At 70.4% G+C, this 23,125-nt stretch carries 17 protein-coding genes and 1 pseudogene; 13 read left to right on the top strand and 5 right to left on the bottom strand.

Going from position 1 to position 23,125, the window contains the following annotated elements:
* Positions 1-23 precede the first annotated feature (23 nt).
* Complete coding sequence (rlmN, locus tag E9998_RS02570) at positions 24-1,172, top strand: dual-specificity RNA methyltransferase RlmN (protein WP_136528149.1); 1,149 nt, start codon at positions 24-26, stop codon at positions 1,170-1,172.
* Positions 1,173-1,193: 21 nt separating this feature from the next.
* Positions 1,194-1,473 (top strand): annotated as a pseudogene (locus E9998_RS26985) (DivIVA domain-containing protein); the annotation flags it as partial.
* A 1,831-nt stretch (positions 1,474-3,304) separates the two neighbouring features.
* Here E9998_RS26985 and E9998_RS02560 read toward each other — a convergent pair.
* On the bottom strand, positions 3,305-3,523 hold the full coding sequence (locus E9998_RS02560; protein ID WP_136528148.1) for a DUF2631 domain-containing protein: 219 nt from the start codon (positions 3,521-3,523) through the stop codon (positions 3,305-3,307).
* Between the two features lie 205 nt (positions 3,524-3,728).
* Between E9998_RS02560 and E9998_RS02555 the strand changes: the two genes are divergently transcribed.
* Entirely contained in the window at positions 3,729-5,291 is a 1,563-nt protein-coding gene (locus E9998_RS02555) for a Rieske 2Fe-2S domain-containing protein (protein ID WP_136528147.1), read from the top strand.
* A 121-nt stretch (positions 5,292-5,412) separates the two neighbouring features.
* Here E9998_RS02555 and E9998_RS02550 read toward each other — a convergent pair whose 3' ends face one another.
* On the bottom strand, positions 5,413-6,183 hold the full coding sequence (locus E9998_RS02550) for a TetR/AcrR family transcriptional regulator (protein WP_136528146.1): 771 nt from the start codon (positions 6,181-6,183) through the stop codon (positions 5,413-5,415).
* Positions 6,184-6,350: 167 nt separating this feature from the next.
* Between E9998_RS02550 and E9998_RS02545 the strand changes: the two genes are divergently transcribed.
* The 10 genes from E9998_RS02545 to map all read left to right on the top strand — a co-directional run bounded on the left by E9998_RS02545 (position 6,351) and on the right by map (position 18,851).
* Positions 6,351-8,528: an MMPL family transporter gene (locus E9998_RS02545; protein ID WP_136528145.1), complete on the top strand. Its 2,178-nt coding sequence runs from the start codon at positions 6,351-6,353 to the stop codon at positions 8,526-8,528.
* A 228-nt stretch (positions 8,529-8,756) separates the two neighbouring features.
* Complete coding sequence (locus E9998_RS02540) at positions 8,757-9,758, top strand: carbohydrate ABC transporter permease (RefSeq protein WP_136528144.1); 1,002 nt, start codon at positions 8,757-8,759, stop codon at positions 9,756-9,758.
* Complete coding sequence (locus tag E9998_RS02535; RefSeq protein WP_136528143.1) at positions 9,742-10,626, top strand: carbohydrate ABC transporter permease; 885 nt, start codon at positions 9,742-9,744, stop codon at positions 10,624-10,626. Before E9998_RS02540 ends, E9998_RS02535 begins: the two co-directional genes overlap by 17 nt.
* Positions 10,627-10,669: 43 nt before the next feature.
* Positions 10,670-11,971: an ABC transporter substrate-binding protein gene (locus tag E9998_RS02530; protein ID WP_136528142.1), complete on the top strand. Its 1,302-nt coding sequence runs from the start codon at positions 10,670-10,672 to the stop codon at positions 11,969-11,971.
* A gap of 193 nt (positions 11,972-12,164) precedes the next feature.
* On the top strand, positions 12,165-13,034 hold the full coding sequence (gene purU, locus E9998_RS02525) for a formyltetrahydrofolate deformylase (RefSeq protein ID WP_136528141.1): 870 nt from the start codon (positions 12,165-12,167) through the stop codon (positions 13,032-13,034).
* Between the two features lie 35 nt (positions 13,035-13,069).
* A complete protein-coding gene (gene dxr, locus E9998_RS02520; RefSeq protein WP_136528442.1) occupies positions 13,070-14,269 on the top strand; it encodes a 1-deoxy-D-xylulose-5-phosphate reductoisomerase in 1,200 nt (399 codons plus the stop codon).
* 15 nt (positions 14,270-14,284) lie between these two features.
* Positions 14,285-15,547: a M50 family metallopeptidase gene (locus E9998_RS02515; protein WP_136528441.1), complete on the top strand. Its 1,263-nt coding sequence runs from the start codon at positions 14,285-14,287 to the stop codon at positions 15,545-15,547.
* A 28-nt stretch (positions 15,548-15,575) separates the two neighbouring features.
* Positions 15,576-16,757, top strand: coding sequence for a flavodoxin-dependent (E)-4-hydroxy-3-methylbut-2-enyl-diphosphate synthase (gene ispG, locus E9998_RS02510; RefSeq protein WP_136528140.1), 1,182 nt, complete (start codon positions 15,576-15,578; stop codon positions 16,755-16,757).
* Between the two features lie 228 nt (positions 16,758-16,985).
* The gene (locus E9998_RS02505; RefSeq protein WP_136528139.1) at positions 16,986-17,516 is read left to right on the top strand and encodes a hypothetical protein; all 531 of its coding nucleotides are present in this window, start codon (positions 16,986-16,988) and stop codon (positions 17,514-17,516) included.
* A gap of 438 nt (positions 17,517-17,954) precedes the next feature.
* Entirely contained in the window at positions 17,955-18,851 is an 897-nt protein-coding gene (map, locus tag E9998_RS02500) for a type I methionyl aminopeptidase (RefSeq protein WP_136528138.1), read from the top strand.
* A 56-nt stretch (positions 18,852-18,907) separates the two neighbouring features.
* Here the strand turns inward: map and E9998_RS02495 are convergent, their stop codons facing one another.
* From E9998_RS02495 to E9998_RS02485, 3 genes are read right to left on the bottom strand one after another with little or no spacing between them, the layout of a single operon-like run.
* A complete protein-coding gene (locus E9998_RS02495) occupies positions 18,908-21,727 on the bottom strand; it encodes an FtsX-like permease family protein (protein ID WP_136528137.1) in 2,820 nt (939 codons plus the stop codon).
* On the bottom strand, positions 21,727-22,446 hold the full coding sequence (locus E9998_RS02490; protein ID WP_136528440.1) for an ABC transporter ATP-binding protein: 720 nt from the start codon (positions 22,444-22,446) through the stop codon (positions 21,727-21,729). The genes E9998_RS02495 and E9998_RS02490 overlap by 1 nt, the downstream gene beginning before the upstream one ends.
* Before the next feature lie 8 nt (positions 22,447-22,454).
* Positions 22,455-23,054 carry a PadR family transcriptional regulator gene (locus E9998_RS02485; protein WP_136528136.1) on the bottom strand — a complete coding sequence of 200 codons (600 nt, stop codon included), beginning with the start codon at positions 23,052-23,054 and terminating at the stop codon, positions 22,455-22,457.
* Positions 23,055-23,125 lie beyond the last annotated feature (71 nt).

Genomic DNA, 23,125 nt, shown 5'->3' with positions numbered 1-23,125 from the left:
GTCATGCGAGACTAGGTCGTGACATGTCTGTAGCACTCACGTTGACCGAACCGCGCCCCCGCAAGGCCGCGCCGCGCCACCTCGCCGATCTCGACCTGGCCGGGTGCCAGTCCGTCCTCTCCGAGATAGGGCAGCCCGCCTTCCGCGCCAAGCAGCTGCGACAGCAGTACTTCGGCCGCCACGTCGGCGACGCCTCGCTCATGACCGACCTCCCCGCCGCCGCCCGCGAGGCGATCGGCGAGGCACTGCTCCCGCGCCTGCTCGACCCCGTGCGGGTCGACTCGTGCGACGAGGGCAGGACGGTCAAGGCCGTGTGGCGCCTCTACGACGGCGCGCTCGTCGAGAGCGTCATCATGGCCTACCCCGACCGGGTGACCGCCTGCGTCTCCTCCCAGGCCGGCTGCGGCATGGCCTGCCCGTTCTGCGCCACCGGCCAGGGCGGCCTGACCCGCAACCTCACCACCGCCGAGATCGTCGACCAAGTGGTCGCCGCCGCCCGCCTCGCCGCCGAACGCGGCCTCGGGCGCCTCTCGAACATCGTGTTCATGGGCATGGGCGAGCCGCTGGCGAACTGGGCCCGCCTCAAGAGCGCCCTGCACCTCATCACCGGGCCCGTGCCCGACGGCATCGGCCTGTCGGCGCGCAACATCACCGTCTCCACGGTCGGCCTGGTGCCCACGATCAAGAAGCTCTCGGAGGAGGGCCTGCCGGTGACGCTGGCGGTCTCGCTCCACGCGCCCGACGACGAGCTGCGCGACGAGCTCGTCCCGATCAACACCCGCTGGAAGGTCGCCGAGGTCCTCGGCGCCGCCTGGGAGTACGCTCGGGTGACGAAACGTCGCGTTTCGATCGAATACGCGATGATCAGGGACGTCAACGACCAGCCCTGGCGGGCGGACCTGCTCGGGAAGCTCCTCGCCGGCAAGCTCGTCCACGTCAACCTGATCCCCTTGAACCCCACGCCTGGGAGCCGCTGGGACGCGAGTCCCAAGCCGGTGGAGGCGGAGTTCGTTCGACGGCTGCGAGCCGCGGGCGTGTCCACGACGGTGCGCGATACGCGCGGCCAAGAGATCGACGGCGCCTGCGGGCAGCTGGCCGCTTCGGTCCGGGAGGCCGGTACCCCCGGCCGCGCCGGCGCGAAGCCGGCCGGTCCCGACGGCGCGGCGGATTAGGCGGAGAAGGGTGGCTGGGTAGTGGCGAGTCATGGTGACCGGTTCCGGCGCCGGGCGTTGAGCCGGGGCTACAAGGTCGACGAGGTCGACGCGTTCCTGGACCGCGTGGAGGCGACCCTCGCCGGGGAGCCGGTGGGCAGCCCCGTGTCGGCCGACGAGGTCGACGACGTCGTCTTCAGGGTCCGCTTCGGCGGCTACGACGAGTGGCAGGTGGACGTCTACCTCGACCGGGTCGCACGCCAGCTCGCCGAACTGGAGGAGCGCGGCGTTCTCGGCACCGCCCCCGCTCCCGACTACGGCAAGCCCGACCTGTCGGCCCCCGCCCCGCCCTCGCAGGCCACCGCCGGATCGCGGCGCGCCCCCGAGGCCCAGGCGACCCAGGTCATCCCCGCGGCGACCCAGGCGATCTCCTCGCACGACCTCATGGCCGCCCGCGAGATGGCGCCCCCGCCGCCCGCACCCGAACCGGTCGGCCGCGGCCGCGGTGCCGCGCGCGCCGCCGCCCCGGACCCCGACGGCTTCGGCGACCTGCGCGGCGACGACGACGAGGGCTTCGGCTTCCTCGCCGGGCCCCCCGGCGACGACTACGATGACCCGTTCGCCAAGCGCGGCGGCGGCCAGCGCGGCGGGCAGGACTTCGGCGCCCCGCGGGGCGGCCAGGAGTTCGGGGCCCCCCGCGGCCAGGAGTTCGGCGGCCAGGACTTCGGCAACGGCGACTTCGGGAACCAGGATTTCGGGAACCAGGACTTCGGCGGGCAGCGCGGCGGCGGCCAGGACTTCGGCCGCGACGGCTTCGCTCCCGCTCGCGAGGACTTCGCACCTGCGGCGGGCGACTTCGGTCCGCCCCGGGACGACTTCGCGCCCGGCCACGACGACTTCGCGCCGCCGCGCGGCAACGGCTTCGCCCCTCGCGGCGGCGCCCCCGAGCCGTCGGGGTACGGCTCCCCGCGCGGCCCTGAGCCCTCGCGCGGCGACTTCGCGCCGCCCGGTCCGCAGCGCGGCGGGCCCGTGCACGACGGGCCGCAGGCCGGTCCCGGCCCGCACGGCGCCACCGAGCAGCTGCCGCTCCAGTCCGACCCGCGCCGTCCGGGGTTCGCCCCGAACGAGGCGCCCGGCGGGTACGGGGCCGCGCCGAGGCGCCCGGACCCGGCGCCCGGTTTCGGCGCGGCCTACGACGACGAGTTCAGCGACACCGGGAGCCGCCGCGCGGCGGTGCCGCAGCAGCAGCCGCCGATGCCGCCGCAGGCCATGCCGCCACACCAGCAGTCGGGGCCGCAGCCGCGTTACGGCCAGCCCGAGCCCGAGCCGATGCCGCCCGCGGCGCCGACCCAGGCGATCCCGCAGAACCTGGTGCAGGGCATGCAGCAGGGCATGGGGCAGGGGCCGATGGGCCGTCCCGAGCCGCAGCAGCCCGACCCGTACGGCGCGCCCCGCGGGCGCGACTTCGGCGGCCCGAGCGGTTTCGCGCCGCCGCCGCAGGAGGACACCGGTTTCGGCCGCCGCGGCGCGCCGAGCCCGCCGATGCAGGGCGGCGGTTTCGACCGCGGTATGCCCCAGCACGAGCCGACGGGCGGCTTCGGCGCGCCCGCCGGTCCGCCGGACGGCGGTTTCGCGCCGCCCGCCGACAACGGTTTCGGCGCCCCACGGGGCGCGGCGAGCCCGCCGGACTTCAACCGCCGCAACAACCCCTACGAGGGTCGCGGGTTCGAGGCGCCCGGTCGCCACGGCCGCGAGGAGATGACGACCGAGATGCGGGCGTCGGACTCCCCGTTCACGCCGGACGACGTGCAGCGCCTCGAGCAGATGCGCCGGGCGTTCCAGCCGCGCCGGTTCGGTTCGGGCTACGACCCGGGCCAGGTGGACCAGATGTTCGACGCGGTCTCCGCGGCGATGACGGGCCGCAACCCGGTGCCGCTGTCGGACCGAGAGTTGGACACGAGCCAGTTCTCGCTGGTCCAGGGCGGCTACTTCGAGGCCGAAGTGGACTCGGCGCTGCGCGAGGTCCGCGAGATGTTCGCGCGCCGCGGCATGATGCACTGAGTTTCGAGCCTGAGACACGAGTGAGGGGCGGTGCCGCGTCAGCGGCACCGCCCCTCACTCGTCGTTCGAAGTCGCGCAGGCGGTCTGGGGTGCTAACGCAGCCCGGTCCGGCGGAGCCAGGCGTCGGAGACGATGACGCCGAGCAGGACCGCGACGGTGACGAGGATGAAGACGTCCTCGATCCAGCCCTGGTGGTTGCCGAACAGGTACGCCAGGTTGATGACGATCGCGACGCCCAGCGCGGTGTACAGGGCCTTGCGGCTGGTGGGCTTGCGCTGATCGGGCGAGAGAATCTGCTCTTCGGCAGCCATGTGAGTTCCTCCAACCTCTCCGGTGGTCGCAGACAGTCTCGCACGCCACATGCCCGATCGTCCCGGCCCCGCCCGCGCTGTGACCGACGGGGCCGTGCGGGCGGCGGGCTGTGACGGCGGACAGGAAATTCACCGCAGGCTCGCGGCACGGGAGCGCGATTGTAGAGTTGAGCGGTCGTCGTCCTCGCGCTTCGGAAGGGTAACCGTGCGAATCACCGGTACCGGCCACGCCAGCATGTTCATCGAGACCGCTTCGGGATCGATCCTGTGCGACCCCTGGGTGAACCCCGCCTACTTCGCCTCGTGGTTCCCCTTCCCCGACAACTCGCAACTGGACTGGGACGAGCTCGGGCAGGCCGACTACCTCTACGTGTCGCACCTGCACCGCGACCACTTCGACGAGGAGAACCTCACGAAGCACATCAGCAAGGACACGACGGTCCTGCTGCCGGAGTACCCCACTTCGGAACTGGAGGCGGAGCTGCGGGCGCTGGGCTTCCACAAGTTCATCAAGACCGTCTCCGAGGAGATCGTGGAGCTGCCCGGCGGCGCGAAGGTCATGATCCAGGCGCTCACGAGCCCGACGGACGGCCCGATCGGCGACTCGTCGCTGTGGGTCGAGGACGCCGACGGGACGCGGCTGCTCAACCAGAACGACGCGCGGCCCACCGACATGAGCGTGTTCCTCCAGCACGGGGAGATCCACGCGCACCTGCTCCAGTTCTCGGGCGCGATCTGGTTTCCGATGGTGTACGAGCTGCCCGACAACGCCAAGCGCGCCTTCGGGAAGCAGAAGCGCGAGCGCGGGTTCGACCGGTCGCTGCGCTACATCGACGACGTCAAGGGCGGCTGGGTCTTCCCGATCGCGGGCCCGCCGGCGTTCCTGGACGACGCGCTGTACGAGTTCAACGACGTCTTCGGCGACGAGGGCAACATCTTCCCCGACCAGCTGACCTATGCGGACTGGCTGGAGGAGCAGGGGCACGAGAAGAACATCATCCTGCTGCCCGGTTCGATCGCCGAGGTCAACGCGGACGGCACCGCCTCGGTGGCGCACCCGGTCGAGGACCTGCGGCAGTGGTTCGCCGACAAGAAGCGGCACCTGGACGAGTACCGGGACCGCCAGCGCGGGCGGATCGAGGCGGAGAAGGCCTCGTGGTCGCACCCGGAGATCGACGTGCTGGCGACGCTGCGGGAGCGGATCGAGCCGCTCATGGTCTCGGCCGAGCACATCGCCACCGGGATCGGCGGGCCGGTCCGGTTCGACCTGACGGCGCCGGATTCGGAGGAGGTCGTCGAGTCGGTCGTCTTCGACTTCCTGGAGCGGCGGATCTACCACGACGACGGGGCGAAGGTCCGCTACCGGTTCCGCACCGAGCGGCGCCTCATCGAGCACCTGCTGCACATCCGCGAGGTCGACTGGGTGAACTCGCTGTTCCTGTCGTGCCGGTTCACGGCGGCGCGGATCGGCCAGTACAACGAGTACGTGTACGCGTTCTTCAAGTGCCTGTCGGAGGAGCGGCTCCAGTACGCGGAGGGCTGGTACGCCGAGCAGCGCCCCGACGACGAGGACATCACGGTGCAGGGCTGGCAGTTCCAGCGGCGCTGCCCGCACCTGAAGGCGGACCTGTCGGTGTTCGGCAAGGTCGAGGAGGGCGTGCTGACCTGCCAGATGCACGGCTGGAAGTGGAACCTCAAGTCCGGCAAGTGCATGACGAGCGTGGGGCACGACATCCGCAGCGTCCCGGCCGAAGCGGCCGACGCGTAGCGAGACGTGGGAGGGGCCCGGCCGTCCGGCCGGGCCCCTTCGTCATGCCTTGATCCCGTTCACTCCTTGATACCGCTCAACCCTCGCCTCTCAATCCTCGCCGCTCAACCCTCGATGCCGCTCACCCCTCAATGCCGAAGTCGCGCAGCATCGCCATGATCTGGGTCTTGTAGAACTCGTCGACGTTCTCCTGGACGGGGAGGCTGCCGAAGGCCTCCATGACGACCAGGCCGAACACGCGGACCCAGGCCGAGGTGAAGGAGAAGATCCAGGGGAGGGGGACGGGTTCGCCGACGATGAAGGTCGTGCACTTGTCCTGGAGTTCGCGCGCGAGCGCGTCGGAGACCTCGGGCATCGGCGGGCCGCCGGGGGCGCCGCCGCCTTCGGCCTCGGTCTGGCGCCAGAACGCGGCGAGCTCCCTCCCGCACAGCTGCGAGTGCTCCAGGGACTTCAGGGTCACGCGGTCGACGTTCTCGGGGGCCTGTTCGAGCTGCGCGCCGTTGACCATGAGGGCGCCGTTGCCCTCGGGGTAGCTGATCATGAGCTCGAAGCGGCGGCGGTTGGCGACGGCCCAGGTGCGGAAGGCCCAGACCCAGGCCTTCATCCGATCGAGGTGGGCCTGGGGCGGCGATGCGTCCATGGCGGCGCGGGTGTCGGCGATAAGTTCGTCGTAGAAGTCGCAGCACAGCTCGATGAGCAGGGCGTCGAGGCTGTCGAAGTACCGGTAGAGGGCCGCGGGGGTGACGCCGACGTCGCGGGCGATGGCGCGGAGGGACACGCCGCTGGGTCCGGCCTCTTCGAGCTGGCTCCTGGCGCTCGTCTTGATCTCGGCGATGGTCTCCGCGCGCATCCGTTCGCGGCGGGTCGGGCCTCCCGCGGTGTTCGAAGTCACTGCTCTCCTCAAGTACAAAACGGTTAACGGCGTTGACTCAACGATGGGCGTTCATTAATGTGAACACCGTTAGCTAAATTATCAACGCTCACCATCCTACCGCCGGTCGGTCCTCAAGCACCAGCGGTCAAGGCCTCCCACTCATGCAGAGCTCCGAGGAGTTGCAGATGTATTCCCTGATAGGACGAGCGACGATCAAGGCCAGGTGGTTCATCGTCGCAGGCATGGCCGCCGTGTTCGCCATCGGCGCGACCTGGGGCCTGGGCGTCTTCGACGAGTTCACCGACGGCGGCTTCGTCTCCTCAGAGGCCCCCTCGGTCCGCGACGCCCAGGCCATCGAGGACGAGTTCGGGTCGATCGGCGCCGAGGTCGTGGTCCTGTACTCCTCCGACACCCTCACCGCCGACGACCCCGAGTTCGCCGCCGCCGTCCAGGGCGCCGTCGAGGAGATCCGCGGGCTCGACGAGGTCGCGAGCGTGACCTCCTACTACGACACGCAGCTGCCGTCGTTCGTCTCCGAGGACGGGCACCGCACGTTCGCGGCGATCTCCCTCGCCGGGGCCTCCGAGGAGGAGCGCGCCGGGGTCTTCTCGGGGATCGAGGAGGAGTTGCGCGAGGCCGGCGCCACCGCCGGCCTGGAGGTGACGCTCGGGGGCGGCGCGGCCGTCTTCGCCGACCTCACCGAGCAGGTCCAGCACGACCTGGAGATCGCCGAGATGATCTCGATGCCGATCCTGCTGCTCATCATGATCATTGTGTTCGGCGCCCTCGTGGCCGCCTCGCTGCCGCTGCTCATCGGCGGCATGTCGATCCTCGGCGGCTTCGCCATCACCCGCGTCGTCACCGAGTTCACCGACGTCTCGGTGTTCGCCGCCAACGTCATCACCATCATCGGCCTGGGCATGTCCATCGACTACTCGCTGTTCGTGCTCCGCAGGTTCCGCGAAGAGCTCGCCGCCGGGCGCGACAAGCGGGACGCGGTGCTCAACACCGTCGCCACGGCCGGTCGCACCGTCATGGTCTCGGGCCTCATCATCGTCCTGTCGATGGGCGGCCTGCTGCTGGTCGACGTGCCGTTCCTGCACGGCATCGCCTACGGCGTCATGTCCGCGGTCGGCGTCGCCATGCTCTCGGCGCTCGTGGCCCTGCCCGCGCTGCTGTACCTGCTGGGCCACCGCGTCGACAAGGGCCGCCTGCCGTTCACCGGGAAGCGCCGCGCGCCCCGGCCGCAGGCCGACACCGGCTTCTGGCACGGCCTCGCCGCGGGCGTCATGCGCCGCCCGGTGCTCGTGCTCCTCCCCGTGCTCGCGTTCATGGCGCTGCTCGCCAGCCCGATCCTCGACGTCCAGTTCGGCGGCGTGGACGAGCGCGACATGCCCAAGGACTCCGAGTCCCGCGTGGTCACCGAGACGCTCGCGAACGACTTCCCCGGCGGCGAGGAGGAGACGTTCCAGGTCATGGTCGAAGGCGGGGGAGCCGCAGCGGCCGAGGCCGCCACCGCCGCGCTCGCGGGACTCGACCACGTCGACGGCGTGCGGCCCGCGGCCGAACCCACCGCCGACGCGGTGCTCCTCGAAGTCCTCTACGACCTCGACCCGTTCAGTGCCGAGGCCCGCGACCTCATCGAGGACGCCCGCGGCGTCGAGGTCGACGGGGCCGAGCTGTTCATCACCGGCGGCGCCTCCGACCGGGTCGACATGCTCGACGCGATCGGCGAGGGCCTGCCCTACATGCTCGGCTACATCGTCATCGTCACCATGGTCGTCCTGTTCCTGGCCTTCGGCTCGATCGTGCTGCCGGTCAAGGCGGTCCTGATGAACGCCGTGTCCCTGGGCGCCGCGCTCGGCGTGGTCGCCTGGATCTTCGGCGAGGGCCACCTGTCGGGCCTGCTCGACTTCACCCCCTCGGGCTACATCGACCCCTCGAACCTGCTGCTCATGATCGCGCTGCTGTTCGCCCTCGCCACCGACTACGAGGTGTTCCTGCTCTCGCGGGTGCGCGAGGAGTGGGACCGGGGCGCCGACAACCGGACCGCGGTCCTGCGCGGCATGCAGTCCACCGGCTCGATCATCACCGCCGCGGCGCTCATCCTCATCGTGGTGGTCGGCGCGTTCGCCTTCAGCGGCATCACCTTCATGAAGATGATCGGCCTGGGCATGGCGATCGCGATCCTCCTCGACGCCACCGTCGTGCGGATGCTCCTGGTCCCGGCGACCATGCGCCTGCTGGGCCGGGCGAACTGGTGGGTCCCCGGGCCGCTGGGCCGCCTCTACTCCAAGTACGGCATCAAGGAGTCCGACGAGCCGGCCGCCCCGGCCCGCGAGCGGACGCCCGCCAAGGTCTGAACCGGGGAACCCGACCAGGAATCCCAGGCCCGCCCGACACCCGTCGGGCGGGCCGCCCGCCGTTCCGGGGGAGCGCCTGGACAGGGAGGACGCGGGCATGGGATCTTTGTTGGACCCCCGGTACAAAAGATATACAAGAATTTAAGTTGAGCCATTGACAACCGGCAAGCGGTTGCATAGCCTGGTGTGATCTAGGAGCCAACCCCCTCCGAAAGGTCCCAATACCTTATGACCGACAACGATGTCGCTGTGGTGCGCCCAGAGCAGCGCAGCTCGGGTGCCCCTCCCGAGCCCGCCGCCGGCGCACCCGCCCCCGAGCCCGCCAGGGCCCGCCGGGGGATCGGCACCACGATCAAGTCCCGCGAGCGGTGGGCGGCCCTGAGCTTCATGTCCCCGTGGCTGATCGGCCTCCTGGCCATCACCATCGGGCCCATGGTCGCCTCGTTCTACCTGTCGTTCACCGACTACAGCCTCGGCTACGGCGAATGGGTCGGCGGTGAGAACTACCAGCGGATGCTCGACGACCCGCGGCTGCTCCAGTCGATCAAGGTCACCGCGGTGTACACCTTCGTCTCGGTGCCGCTGCAACTGGCCGCCGCCCTGCTGCTCGCGCTCGTGCTCGACCGCGGCCTGCGCGGCATGTCCTTCTACCGTTCCGTGTTCTACCTGCCCTCCCTTTTGGGGGGCTCGGTGGCAATCGCCATCATGTGGCGCCAGGTGTTCGGTACCGAAGGACTCGTCAACCAGGTGCTGGCGATGTTCGGGGTCCAGGGGGAGGGCTGGGTGTCCCACCCCGACTACGCCCTCGGCACGCTCATCCTGCTGCACGTGTGGACCTTCGGGTCCCCGATGATCATCTTCCTCGCGGGGCTGCGGCAGATCCCCACCATGTACTACGAGGCGGCCAAGGTCGACGGCGCCGGCGTCCTGCGCCGGTTCGTCAGCGTCACCCTGCCCCTGCTGACCCCCATCATCTTCTTCAACCTGGTCCTCCAGATCATCAACTCGTTCCAGTCCTTCACCCAGGCGTTCATCGTCTCCAGCGGCAAGGGCGGCCCGGCCGACTCCACGCTGTTCCTGACGCTGTACCTCTACGACCAGGGCTTCACCCAGTTCAACATGGGTTACGCCTCGGCCATCGCCTGGCTCCTGCTGGCCATCATCGCGATCTTCACCGCGCTCAACTTCCTCATGTCGAAATTCTGGGTGTTCTATGGCGACAATGACTGAGACCAAGCCCCCGGCGAGCCGCCGCACCGAGCGGCGATCCACCGTCGGCCTCCGCCGCTTCGTCTTCCACCTGCTGCTCACCGCCGCCGCGATGGTGATGATCTACCCGCTGCTGTGGATGCTCTCCGCGAGCCTCAAGCCGCTCGACGAGATCTTCTCCGACCCCGGGCTCATCCCCTCCACCTGGGAATGGGGCAACTACGCCGAGGGCTGGAACACGCTCCCGCACCCGTTCGAGAAGTACATCTTCAACTCGCTGCTCATCGTGGCCGGCGCCATCATCGGCAACCTCGTCTCCTGTTCGATGGCGGCCTACGCCTTCGCCAGGCTCCGCTTCCCGATGCGCGGGATGTTCTTCGCGATCATGCTCGGCACCATCATGCTGCCGATCCACGTCGTGATCATCCCGCAGTACATCCTGTTCAACAACCTCGGCTGGGTCGACACGCTCTGGCCGCTCATCGTCCCCAAGCTGCTCGCCACCGACGCGTTCTTCGTGTTCCTCATGGTCCAGTTCATCCGCGGCCTGCCGCGCGAACTCGACGAGGCCGCCGCGATCGACGGGTGCGGCTACTGGGGCACCTACCTGCGGATCATCATGCCGCTGTGCATGCCCGCGCTGGCGACCACGGCCATCTTCACCTTCATCTGGACGTGGAACGACTTCTACTCACAGCTCATCTACCTGCGCGACGTCGACCTCCAGACCGTGCCCCTGGCCCTCCGTCTGTTCATGGACTCCCAGGGCCAGACCTCTTGGGGCGCGCTCTTCGCGATGTCGATCGTCGCATTGGGCCCGATCTTCGGGTTCTTCCTCGCCGGCCAGCGGTACCTCGTCCGAGGCATCGCCACCACCGGCATCAAGTAAATCCGGCAAACAACCCTCACCAAGTCCTGAAAGGACGAAGACAATGAAGTCATCCAACCCCTCGGGCGTGTCCCGGCGAACGCTCGCCAAGGCCGGCATCTTCGGCGCGGCCGCGGCCCCCCTCCTCGCGGCGTGCGGCGGCGAGGACGGCGGCGCCGACAAGGGCGACGGCGAGCTGGACTTCTGGTGGTGGGGCTCCGAGCCGCGCCACGAGTACACCCAGCAGATCATCGACGCCTTCATCGCCGAGAACAAGGACATCGAGATCAAGCCCAGCCCGGCCGACTTCTCCGGCTACTGGGACGCCCTCAACGTCTCCGTCTCCGGCGGGAACACGCCCGACGTCATGCAGCAGGACGAGAAGTACCTGCGCGACTACGCCGACAAGAACGCCCTCCTGCCCCTGGAGGAGCTCGACATCGACCTCTCCCAGATCGAGGACTCGGTCCTCAAGAGCGGCCAGCTCGACGGCAAGACCTACGGCATCGCGACCGGCGTCAACGCCATCGCGCTGCTGGTCAACCCGGCCCTCGTGGAGGCCGCGGGCATGACCGTCCCGGACGACACCACCTGGACCTGGGCCGACTTCATCCAGTTCACCACCGACCTCTCGGCCAACGGCGACGCCGTCGGCAACTCGGGCGTCTCGCTCAACAACGAGTCGCTGTTCAACGTGTTCGCGCGCCAGCGCGGCGAGAGCCTCTACAACGAGGACGGCCAGCTCGGCTTCACCGAGGAGACCCTGACCGCGTGGTGGCAGATGGTCGTCGACCTGCGCGACGCCGGCGCCATCCCCGAGGCCAGCAAGATCGTCGAGGGCTACGCCGCGGGCCAGGACCAGGCCCCGCTCGCCACCGGCACCGGCGTCACGGAGTTCTACTGGACCAACCAGATCGGCGCGATCCAGGACATCCTCGGCTCCGAACTGCTCCTGCTGCGCATCCCCGGCGAGTCCGAGGGCACGCGGGGCATGTTCCTCAAGTCGGCCATGTTCTGGTCGGTCGGTCGGACCACCTCCGACAAGGCCGCCGCGGGCAAGCTCGTGGACTTCCTGCTCAACAACGACAAGTCGCTGGACCTGTGCCTCGCCGACCGCGGCCTGCCGTCCAACATCGCGCAGCGCGAGCGGATCCTGCCGACCCTGCCGGCGGACCAGCAGCTCGGCGCGGAATTCATCGCGACCATCACGCCCGAGCTGGGCGAGGCCCCGCCGGTGTCCCCGGTCGGCGCCGGCGGCATCGCCGACATCATGCTCGGCGTCTACGAGTCGCTGCTGTTCGACCAGGCGACCCCGCAGGAGTCGGCCGCGGCCTTCATCGAGCAGGCCAGCGCCGCGATCGGCTGACGACCGCACCTGACAACCGCATAGCTTGAGGGCGGGCCCGTCCGGGCCCGCCCTCGGCGGCGTGCGCGAACCGGACCGCGGACGTGAACGGCGCACGGCCGCCGCACCGACGCGAACGGGCCGCCGCGCGGACATTCGGGTCGCGGCGGAACGCCGTGGCCGCCCGCGCCGACCACTCCGTATCATTGCCAGGATGACCAGCCAGTTCGTGCTCACCCTCTCGTGCCCCGACCGCCTCGGCATCGTCTACGCGGTCTCGGGCTTCCTGACCCGCCGCAACGCCAACATCGAGGACTCCCAGCAGTTCTCCGAGCACGGATCGGGCCGCTTCTTCATGCGCGTCGAGTTCTCCGCGGACGGCGCCGGACAGGGCGAGGGCGCGACCCTGCGCGACGAGCTGGCCGTGGGCTTCGCCGAGATCGCCCGCGAATTCGACATGGACTGGCGCCTGCACGACCGCGCCGTCAAGCCCCGCGTGCTCATCATGGCCTCCAAGCAGGGCCACTGCCTCAACGACCTGCTCTACCGCTTCCGCATCGGCGCCCTCCACGGCGAGGCCGCCGCCGTCGTCTCCAACCACCCCGACTGGGCCGACCTCGCCGCCTCCTCCGGCGTCCCCTTCCACTACCTGCCCGTCGGCAAGGAGGGCAAGGCCACGCAGGAGCAACAGGTCCTCGACCTGGTCGAGGCCGAGCGCATCGACGTCGTGGTCCTCGCCCGCTATATGCAGATCCTCTCCTCGGAGTTCTGCGCCAAACTGCCCGGGCGCATCATCAACATCCACCACTCGTTCCTGCCCAGCTTCAAGGGCGCCAAGCCCTACCACCAGGCGCACGCCCGCGGCGTCAAGCTCATCGGCGCGACCTGCCACTACGTCACCGCCGACCTCGACGAGGGCCCCATCATCGACCAGGAGGTCGCCCGCGTCGACCACGCGCACAGCCCCGACGAGCTCGTCGCCGCCGGACGCGACCTGGAGTCGACCTGCCTCGCCCGCGGCCTCGCCGCCCACCTCGACGACCGCATCCTCCTCAACGGCCACAAAACCGTCGTCTTCCGATAGCGGATAATGATCCCGTGACCGACCAACGCGAGATCGTGCTCCTGGGGTCCACCGGCTCCATCGGCACCCAGGCCATCGACATCGTCCGCGCCAATCCCGACCGCTTCCGCGTCGTCGGCATCGGCGCGGGCGGTGCCAACCCGGCGCTCCTGGCGGAGCAGGCCGTCGAACTGGGCGTCGACGTCGTCGCCGTCGCCGACCCCAGGGCCGTCGAGGACGTGCAGCTGCGCCTGTTCGCGGCCGCCACGAAACAGGGCTGGACCTCCGGCGACGCCAGGATGCCCAAGCTCATCGCCGGGCCCTCGGCCATGAGCGAGCTCGCCGCCTGGGACTGCCACACCGTCCTCAACGGCATCACCGGGTCCATCGGCCTCGGACCGACCCTCGCCGCACTCCGAGCCGGACGCCAAGTGGCCCTCGCCAACAAGGAGTCCCTCATCGCCGGGGCCGCCCTCGTCCGCGACCTCGCCGCGCCCGGCCAGCTCGTCCCCGTCGACTCCGAGCACTCCGCGCTCGCCCAGTGCCTGCGCTCGGGCACCGCCGAACGCGTCGCCAAACTCGTCCTCACCGCCTCCGGCGGCCCCTTCCGCGGCCGCACCCGCGGCGAACTCGCCGACGTCACCGTCGAACAGGCCCTCGCCCACCCCACCTGGGCCATGGGACCGGTCGTCACCATCAACTCCGCGACCATGGTCAACAAGGCCCTGGAGGTCATCGAGGCGCACGAGCTCTTCGACGTCCCCTACGACCGCATCGACGTCGTGGTCCACCCCCAGTCGGTCATCCACTCCATGGTCGAGTTCACCGACGGCTCCACCATCGCCCAGGCCTCCCCGCCCGACATGCGCCTGCCAATCGGCCACGCCCTCGCCTGGCCCGACCGCCTCCCCGGCGCCGCCCGCCCCGTCGACTGGACGCAGGCCGCCGACTGGCACTTCGAACCGCTCGACGAGACCGCCTTCCCCGCCGTCGCCCTCGCCAAGGACGCCGGCCGCGCAGGCGGCCTCATGCCCGCGGTCTACAACGCCGCCAACGAGGAGGCCGTCGCCGCCTTCCGCGACGGGCGCCTCCCCTTCCTCGGCATCGTCGACGCGATCGAGGCCGTCCTCGCCGCGGCCCCCGATGGCCTTGCGGGGCACGGCGGGCGGCCCTCCGGTGTCGCAGACGTCCTCGAAGCGGAGAACTGGGCGCGGTCGAGCGCCCGGAAGCTAGTGTTGGACGCGTCCGAGCGTTAGAAGGAGACAGACTTGCTGGCCTACACCACCGGGATCATCCTGTTCGCGCTGGCGATCCTCATCTCCGTGAGCCTCCACGAGTTCGGGCACATGCTCACCGCGAAGGCCTTCGGCATGAAGGTCACCCGGTACTTCGTCGGCTTCGGCCCGACCCTCTGGTCCTTCCGCAAGGGCGAGACCGAATACGGCGTCAAGGGCATCCCGCTGGGCGGCTTCGTCAAGATCGTCGGCATGACCCCCCTCGAAGAGGAAGAGGAGGAGGTCACCGAGAAGGACCGGGACCGCGTCTTCTGGCGCAAGCCGCTGTGGCAGCGCACCGTGGTCCTCGCGGCCGGCTCGGTCACCCATTTCCTGCTCGGCTTCATCGCCCTGTGGATCCTCGTCTCCTTCGTCGGCGTCGTCGCCAACCCCGCCTACGCCGAGGCCGTCGAGGAGTCCGAGGCGAACGCCCGCGTCACCGTCGCGCCCTGTGTGGTCGCCGTCGAATCCGATGCGCCCCAAGGCGACTGCGCCGAAGGCCAGATCGAGGGCCCGGCCTACGGGGCCGGGATCGCCGACGGGGACGCCGTGACCTCCGTCGACGGCACCGCGGTCACCGACTGGGACTCGCTCCTCGCGGCCGTGGGCGCCCTGACCCCGAACGAGCCGGTGGAGGTCGTCGTCGAGAACGGCGGCGCCGAGCGCACCGTCGAGCTCACCCCCTACGCCGCCGAGGTCGAGAACGAGGACGGCGAGGTCGAGACCGTCGCGCGCCTCGGCGTCTTCGTCTACACCGACCCCGCGATCGAGCCGGCGATGGCGGTCGGGCCGATCGACGGCATCCCCGAGACGTTCTCCTTCACCGGCGACATGTTCAAGGAGACCTTCATCGCACTCGGCCAGCTGCCCTCGAAGATCCCGCCCCTGTGGGACGCGATCATGGGCGGCGAGCGGGGCGACGACACCCCCGTGAGCGTCGTCGGCGCCTCCCGCCTGGGCGGCGAGATGGTCCAGTACGAGCAGTGGGCCATGTTCTTCATGCTGCTGGTGGTCCTCAACTACTTCATCGGCATCTTCAACCTGCTGCCGCTGCTGCCGATGGACGGCGGACACATCGCCATCGCCTGGTACGAGAGGTTCCGGTCCTGGGTCGCCGCCAAGCGCGGCAGGCCCGACCCGGGGCGTGTCGACTACCTCAAGCTGATGCCGCTGACCTACGCTGTGATCGTCCTCCTGGGCGGCTTCATGCTGCTGACGATCACCGCCGACATCGTCAATCCCATCACCATCTTCAATTAATCCGCGAATCCAGGTGAAAACTAGACCCATGACCGCTGTGAACCTCGGTATCCCCACCAAGCGCCACGAGCACGAGGCCGAGCCGCTCGCCCCGCGCCGGATCACCCGGCAGCTGAACGTCGGCGGCGTGCTCGTCGGCGGCGGGGCGCCCGTCTCGGTCCAGTCGATGACCACCACCAGGACCTCGGACATCGGCGCCACGCTCCAGCAGATCGCCGAGCTCACCGCGACCGGCTGCCAGATCGTGCGCGTCGCCTGCCCGACCCAGGACGACGCCGACGCGCTCAAGGTCATCGCCAAGAAGTCGCAGATCCCGGTGATCGCCGACATCCACTTCCAGCCCAAGTACGTCTTCGCCGCGATCGACGCCGGCTGCGCGGCCGTGCGCGTCAACCCCGGCAACATCAAGCAGTTCGACGACCGGGTGGGGGAGATCGCCAAGGCCGCCAAGGACGCGGGCACGCCCATCCGCATCGGCGTCAACGCCGGCTCGCTCGACAAGCGCCTGCTCGAGAAGTACGGCAAGGCCACCCCGGAGGCGCTGGTCGAGTCCGCGCTGTGGGAGGCGTCCCTGTTCGAGGAGCACGACTTCCGCGACATCAAGATCTCGGTCAAGCACAACGACCCGGTCGTCATGGTCAACGCCTACCGGCAGCTCTCACAGGCCTGCGACTACCCGCTGCACCTGGGCGTGACCGAGGCCGGGCCCGCCTTCCAGGGCACCATCAAGTCCGCCGTCGCGTTCGGCGCGCTCCTGTCCGAGGGCATCGGCGACACCATCCGCGTCTCCCTCTCGGCCCCGCCGGTCGAGGAGGTCAAGGTCGGCAACCAGATCCTGGAGTCCCTGGGCCTGCGCGAGCGCGGCCTGGAGATCGTCTCCTGTCCTTCGTGCGGGCGCGCCCAGGTCGACGTCTACACCCTCGCCGAGCAGGTCACGGCCGGGCTCGAAGGGCTGCCGGTCCCGCTGCGCGTCGCCGTCATGGGCTGCGTCGTCAACGGCCCCGGGGAGGCCCGCGAGGCCGACCTCGGCGTCGCCAGCGGCAACGGCCGGGGCCAGATCTTCGTCAAGGGCGAGGTCATCCGCACCGTGCCGGAGTCGCAGATTGTGGAGACGCTCATCGAGGAGGCCGTGCGCCTCGCCGAGGAGATGGGCGCCGAACTGCCCGAGGAGCTCCGCGGGCTCGCGGGACCGGTCGTCCAGGTCCACTGACTGTCGGATCCCCGACGCCGCGTCGGGGACCGACTCCCTAGGCTGGAACGCAGGTCCAGTTGAGCGCGCACCCCCGACCCGTGGAATCGGACATCACGCTCGTCTTGTGCGAAATTCCACATTCGTGACTCGGGGGATTCCGCCTGCCCGCATGACGGGGCCGCGCATAATGACAATCGTGTCCGCCAGGCACGATCCGGTCGCCTGCTGCAAAGGGGAGCCACCGACATGGGGAAGATCGAACGTCAGATATCCGAGGGTGTCACCAAGTACTACTGGTACCCCGGCGAGAAGGTCGACTGGATCAGGGGCGCCCTGACGGTCCTCGGCGGCGGCCTGCTGTTCGCCCTCATCCTCGTCGTCACCAAGAACAGCCTCCTCGCCGCCGTCATAGCGGGCACCGCCGTGCAAGCGGTCGTCGGCGCCTACCTGGGCCGCCGCGACGCCGCGGGGCTCTCCGCGTTCCACGACCCGGCCACCGAGCGCCGCGAGGCCGTCATCGACGGCACCCGCGCCGCCTGGCGCGGCACGCTCCAGGGCCTGCTGTGTGCCGGCTCGGCCATGCTCGTGCTCAACATGCCGCACACCGGCTTCCTCGCCGACTGGGTCCTGCCGTTCGTGCCCTCCATCATCGGCGCGCTCGCCCACTCGGGCGGGATGCTGTGGGAGCGGCTCGCGCAGGAGGTGACCTCCGAGGACGCCGCGACCGCAGCGGCAGCCGAGGCCGAAGCTCCCACGAAGGAACTCGAAGCGGCCTGAGCGCCGTACCGGGCCCGCGAACCCCTCGGGGCCGCGGGCCTTCGCGCTGCGTGTGGTGAGCCGACGCGGGACGACTGCACGCCGCCTGGGTTGGACAGGCGGGGCGCTCCACCGCGGGAGGTGTCGTACACCGCCGGCCCGGTCGGAACCGGAACGGCGGCACTACCGCGGGAGCCGCGCCCCGCGTCGGCTCGGTAGGAGAGGGTTCGCGGGGTACCGGTCCCGCCGCCGTCCGAAGGCCCCGTCGAGGGCCCGGTGCGGCGCGCCGGTGACCTCAGAATGGTGGTTGAGGCGCCGAAGCGCAAGAGGTTTTCGCACTCCACAGGCCGGTTTTTCGGCGTCGTCTCGGTAACGGTGCCACAGCCGCCCCACTGCGCAAAGACGGCCCGCGAGCCTCGCCGGAGCGGCCTCGACCGCGGCTGCGGTTAGGCTTGCCGGATGCATTCCCGTCCCGCGCTGGTCCCAGGCCGGCTCAGTCCCCGCCGGAGCGTCCCCGACACCATCGAGCGGCCCGAGTACGTCGACCGGCCCGCGCCCTCCCCGTTCCGCGGCAGCGAGGTCAAGGACGCCGAGACGATCGAGCGGATGCGCGTCGCCGGGCGCATCGCCGCCGACGCGCTCGTGGAGGCCGGGCGCGCCGCCGTCCCCGGCGCGACCACCGACGACATCGACCGGCTCGTCCACGAGTACCTGTGCGACCTCGGCGCCTACCCCTCGACGCTCGGCTACCGCGGTTACCCCAAGTCCTGCTGCACCTCGCTCAACGAGGTCGTCTGCCACGGCATCCCCGACTCCACCGTCATCGAGGACGGCGACATCGTCAACGTCGACATCACCGCCTTCATCGGCGGCGTCCACGGCGACTGCAACGCCACGTTCCTCGCCGGGGACGTCTCCCAGGAGGCCCGCGACCTCGTCGAACGGACCTGGCGCGCCACCTGGCGCGGGATCAAGGCCGTCAAGCCCGGGCGCCGGCTCAACGTCGTCGGCAAGGTCATCGAGGCCTACGCGAACCGCTTCGGCTACGGCGTCGTCCGCCAGTTCACCGGCCACGGCATCGGCACCGCCTTCCACTCCGGCCTCTACGTGCCCCACTACGACAACCCGGGCCTGGAGACCGAGATCGAGACCGGCATGACCTTCACCATCGAGCCGATGATCAACCTCGGCACCGCCGAGCACGAGATGTGGGACGACGACTGGACCGCCGTCACCCGCGACCGCAGGTGGACCGCCCAGTTCGAGCACACCCTGCTCGTCACCGACGACGGCTTCGAGATCCTCACCATGCCCACCGGCGGCGTCCCGGCCGGCACCCCCGAGGGCCTCGCGTAGCGCGGACGACGAAGGGCCCCGGCGTCGCGCCGGGGCCCTTCGCCCTCTGGTTTCCGTCAGGTCATCCGACGCTCGCTCGGCAGCCTCGCCCTGGTGAACACCAGGGCCCCGATCGCGGCCACCACCGGCACGGCGAGCACCGTGATCCCGATGGACGCCCACGGCAGCTCCCAGCCGTACAGCGTCTCGAACGGGTACCGGAACTTCAGCGGGTTGTTGAGCGCCTCGCGCAGGAGCGCGTAACCCACGACCCCCGCGAGCGTCCCCAGCCCCGCCCCGAACAGCGCGATCATGACCGTCTGCCACATCGCGAACCGCTTGCGCAGCGTCGGCGCCGCGCCGACCGCGCCGAGGGTCGTCATGTCCTGGCGCTGCTCGGCGATGATGAGCCCGGTCGACACCGCGGTGGCGCCCAAGGCGATGAGCGCGCACAGCCCGGTCACCGCGAGCACGAGGTAGCGCGTGAACGGATCGGTGTAGTCGGTCACCCAGACGTCGGTCCAGACCGTCCCGTCGAGCACGTCGTCGCCGAGCTCGGCCTTGATCGCCTCGACGACCGAGGCGTCGACCTCGGTCGAGGTCTTCAGCAGGTACTCGCGCTGCCAGAGCGAGGAGACCAGCTCCATCTGCTCGGCCGCGGCCGGGCTCAGGAACAGCTCGCTGGTGCCGAGGAGGTGGCCGGCCACCGCCATGGCGGGCAGTTCCAGGGTCACCGGTTCCGACGTCACCTCGCTGCCGGACTCGTCCCAGACCGTCAGCGAACGCTCGAGCACCACGGTGCCCTCGTCGGTGATCGCCAGCGGATCGGAGACGAGCACGCCGCCCGCCTTCAGCAGCGCCACCGCGTCGTCGAGCTCCTCGCCTTCGAGCTCGGTGTAGTTCGCCACGATCTGCCGGTCCGTCGTGGCGGGGACGCCGTCGGTGTACTGGCCGGTGTCCTCCTGCCCCTCATTGCAGACGGGGTCCTTCCGGGCGTCCTCCACGGCCGCGCGCACCGTCGCCTCGTCGCTGCCGTCGCCGATCGCCTCCCAGTACGGGCACCGGTGCTCCTCCGGACGGGTCACCGTCCACGTGCACTCGGCGTCCTGGCCGGGATCCTCCTCCTTGACGCCGCAGGCCTGCCAGCCGGTGTACAGCGGCAGTTCCACCACCTCCAGGTCCTCCAGGTGGCGGTGCAGCACCGGGTCGGCCTCGGCCCGCGCCGCCTCCCACTGCGCCGCCGTCATCTCGTCCGAGGCGGCGTACAGCGACAGCGACAGCGAGCCCTGCGCGAGCTCATGCGACGTCGACTGCTCGCTCCGGACGCTGTCGGCGGTGACCACCATGGCGAAGGCGGTGCCCGCGGCGACCACGCCGAGGACCGCCGCGATCGCCGGCGCCGCCGACCCGCGGTTGCGCCCGGCCTCCCGCAGCGCCATGCGCGGCGCCAGCGGCAGCCAGCGCCCCAGCGCCGCCATGCCCGACAGGATCGCCGGCGTGCACGCGACCAGGCCGAGCTGCCCGGCCACGATCGCCAGCGCCATCAGCGGCAGGCTCCAGAGCACGACGCCGCCGATCCCGGCGGCGACCGCGACCGCTACCAGGCCCAGGCCCAGGAACAGCAGTTTCTTCGATCCCTTGCGACCCGGGGTACGGCCCATGAGCGCGGCGATGACGTTCACGCGCGAGGCGCTCAGCGCCGCCGCCAGGGCCGAGAGCAGCCCGGTGACGATCGCGAGGGCCACCAGTCCGGTCTGGAGGAGCGGCAGGAACCGCAGGCCAGCGCTGCGGTGGCCGTACATGCCCTCCAACAGCGGCGTCCCGACCAGGACCGCGAGGATCCCGAGGACCACCGCGGCGGCCGCGGCGATCAGTCCGAACAGGACCCCGCCGGCCAGGACGGTGTTGCGGATCTGGGCCGGGGAGGCGCCGTTGGCGCTCATGAGCGCGAACTCGCGGGTGCGTCGCCGCGCGCTGATCGCGAAGGCGGGACCGGCCAGGAGCACGACCTCCATGACCACCACGACCACGATGAGACCGTAGACGGTGAACATCGCCTCGTCCATCTGCATCGTGTAGGCCGCCGGGTCCACCGCGGAGGGGGGAGGATCGAGCACCAGCGAGGTCGCCCAGGCCGTCATGCCCATCTCGTTGAGCGGCAGCGCCTGCTCGTAGGTGAACTCGCCCGGCACGTCGACCAGCCAGCCGCCGTACGGCGCGGCGAAGTCCTCGCCGATCGCATAGCGCCCGTTGAGGAACCACGGCAGCTCCACGACGGCGCCGACGGTGAGGCTCCGCTCGCCCTCCTCGCCCTGCACCGCCAGCTCGTCGCCGACTCCCAGCTCGAGGTACTCGGCGGCGGCGGAGCTCAAGGCCACCTCGCCGTCCTGCGGGGCCGAGCCCTCGACATACTCGAGCCCGGCCCGCTCGTACAGCTCGTCGTCCAGGTCGTACCCGAGCGCGCCGATCTCGCCGACGCCGCTGGGGGTTTCGATCTTGATCCCCTCGACCCCGTCCGGGTACAGGGTGAACGGAGCGATCCGGGAGCCCTCGGGAAGAGCAGCCAGGACCGCCTCCTTCCCGGGCGGCTCCGGTATCGCCTCGCCCTCCTCGACGGCGAAGTCGTCCGGCGCGTCGTACATGGGCCACTGGTCGTACCAGGTCAACTGCTCCAGCGACTCACCCGGCAGGACCGACTCGACGAACGCGTCGTTCTCGCCCAGGTGCTGGCGGGCGGTCTCCTCCTCGGAGAGCGTGATCGTGTCGTAGGCGGTCGCGCCGATGGACACGCCGAGGAGCGGCAGCCCCAGCAGCGCGATCGACAGGGCCGACCGGCCCTTGTAGCGCAGCGCTTCGCGCCTGGCGATGCGCAGCGACAGGCGAAGGCCCGCGAACATCACTGGGCCCCTTCGAGCAGCGTCTCGGCGTCGGCCAGCGGCGCGGACGAGTCCACGATGCGCCCGTCGCGCAGGAACACCACCCGGTCGGCCCAGCCCGCGTGCCGGGCGTCGTGCGTCACCAGCAGGCCCGCGGCCCCCGCGTCGCAGCGGCGCCGCAGCAGCTTGAGCACCTCCTCACCGGTGGTCGAGTCGAGCGCGCCGGTCGGCTCGTCGGCGAGCACGAGGCGGCGCTCGCCGATGAGCGCGCGGGCGATCGCGACCCGCTGGGCCTGGCCGCCCGACAGCTCGTCGGGGAACCGGTCGGCCTGCTTCACGTCGAGCCCGACCTCTTCGAGCGCGGCGAGCGCGGTCCTGCGGGCCTTGCCCGCGGAGGTCCCGTCGAGCTCCAGCGGCAGCGACGCGTTCTCGGCCGCCGTCAGGCTCGGGATGAGGTTGTAGTCCTGGAAGACGTACCCGACGCTGCGGCGGCGCAGCGCGGCGAGCCGCTTCTTGTTCAGGGAGGCGAGGACGGTGCCCTCCACGAGGACCTCGCCCGAGGTGGGGGCGTCGAGCCCGCCGGCGAGGTTGAGCAGGGTGGACTTGCCGGAGCCGGAGGGGCCCATGATGGCCACGAGCTCGCCGGCGGCGATGGTGAGGTCGGCGTCGACGAGGGCGTGGACGGCGTTGTCGCCGGTGCCGTGGACGCGGCCGACGCCGCGCAGGTGCAGGACGGTCATGGTGGGGGTCACCGCTTCTCTTCGAGGATCTCGTTCAGGCCCGGTTCAGCGTCCGCCGGCGCGTCGCCGCCGAACTCGAACACGGGGGATTTCGGGAGGCCGGCCCTGGCCACGACGGCTTCGGTGTGGTCGAGCCAGCGGATCTCCGCCTCTGCGCGGAAGATCATCGACTCCAGGACCAGGCGCCAGGCGAGCTCGGCCTCGTCCTCGGCGGCCTTGAGCCGCGTGAACTCCTGGAGCAGGCGCAGCGTCGCCGAGCGCTGGCGCTGGACGACGTCGGCGACGTCGACGCCGGGGGTGGTCACGGCGAGGGCGAGTTTGATCGTCAGCTCGTCGCGCGGGCGGTCGGCGGCCTGGACGGGGGAGGCGAACCAGCCCGCGACCTGGCGGCGGCCCGCCTCGGTGATCCGGTAGGGGCGCTGGCCGGAGTCGTTCTCCGGCAGCGCCTCGACGAGTTCGTCGCGTTCGAGCCGGTTCAAGGTGGTGTAGACCTGGCCTATGTTGAGCGGCCACGTGTTGCCGGTGGCGCTCTCGAAGGCGGCCCGCAGCTGGTAGCCGTAGGCGGGTCCGCGTTCGAGCAGGGCCAGGAGGCTGTGCTTGACACTCATGTGCAACCTCGCATCTCGTCAGGAGATACCGAGTATGGCATAACAGGTATGCACCGAGTGGATACGGGGTC

The organism is Glycomyces paridis, from assembly GCF_004912155.1.
Taxonomy (GTDB): Bacteria; Actinomycetota; Actinomycetes; order Mycobacteriales; family Micromonosporaceae; genus Glycomyces; species Glycomyces paridis.
Note: the sequence above shows the minus strand (reverse complement) of the source record. Positions and strands in the feature narration are given on the sequence as shown.

Coding starts and splice junctions, on each gene's coding strand:
- rlmN (WP_136528149.1), top strand. CDS start 24: ATGTCTGTAGCACTCACGTTGACCGAACCGCGCCCCCGCAAGGCCGCG.
- E9998_RS02560 (WP_136528148.1), bottom strand. CDS start 3,523: ATGGCTGCCGAAGAGCAGATTCTCTCGCCCGATCAGCGCAAGCCCACC.
- E9998_RS02545 (WP_136528145.1), top strand. CDS start 6,351: ATGTATTCCCTGATAGGACGAGCGACGATCAAGGCCAGGTGGTTCATC.
- E9998_RS02540 (WP_136528144.1), top strand. CDS start 8,757: ATGACCGACAACGATGTCGCTGTGGTGCGCCCAGAGCAGCGCAGCTCG.
- E9998_RS02535 (WP_136528143.1), top strand. CDS start 9,742: ATGGCGACAATGACTGAGACCAAGCCCCCGGCGAGCCGCCGCACCGAG.
- E9998_RS02530 (WP_136528142.1), top strand. CDS start 10,670: ATGAAGTCATCCAACCCCTCGGGCGTGTCCCGGCGAACGCTCGCCAAG.
- purU (WP_136528141.1), top strand. CDS start 12,165: ATGACCAGCCAGTTCGTGCTCACCCTCTCGTGCCCCGACCGCCTCGGC.
- ispG (WP_136528140.1), top strand. CDS start 15,576: ATGACCGCTGTGAACCTCGGTATCCCCACCAAGCGCCACGAGCACGAG.
- E9998_RS02505 (WP_136528139.1), top strand. CDS start 16,986: ATGGGGAAGATCGAACGTCAGATATCCGAGGGTGTCACCAAGTACTAC.
- map (WP_136528138.1), top strand. CDS start 17,955: ATGCATTCCCGTCCCGCGCTGGTCCCAGGCCGGCTCAGTCCCCGCCGG.
- E9998_RS02495 (WP_136528137.1), bottom strand. CDS start 21,727: ATGTTCGCGGGCCTTCGCCTGTCGCTGCGCATCGCCAGGCGCGAAGCG.
- E9998_RS02490 (WP_136528440.1), bottom strand. CDS start 22,446: ATGACCGTCCTGCACCTGCGCGGCGTCGGCCGCGTCCACGGCACCGGC.
- E9998_RS02485 (WP_136528136.1), bottom strand. CDS start 23,054: ATGAGTGTCAAGCACAGCCTCCTGGCCCTGCTCGAACGCGGACCCGCC.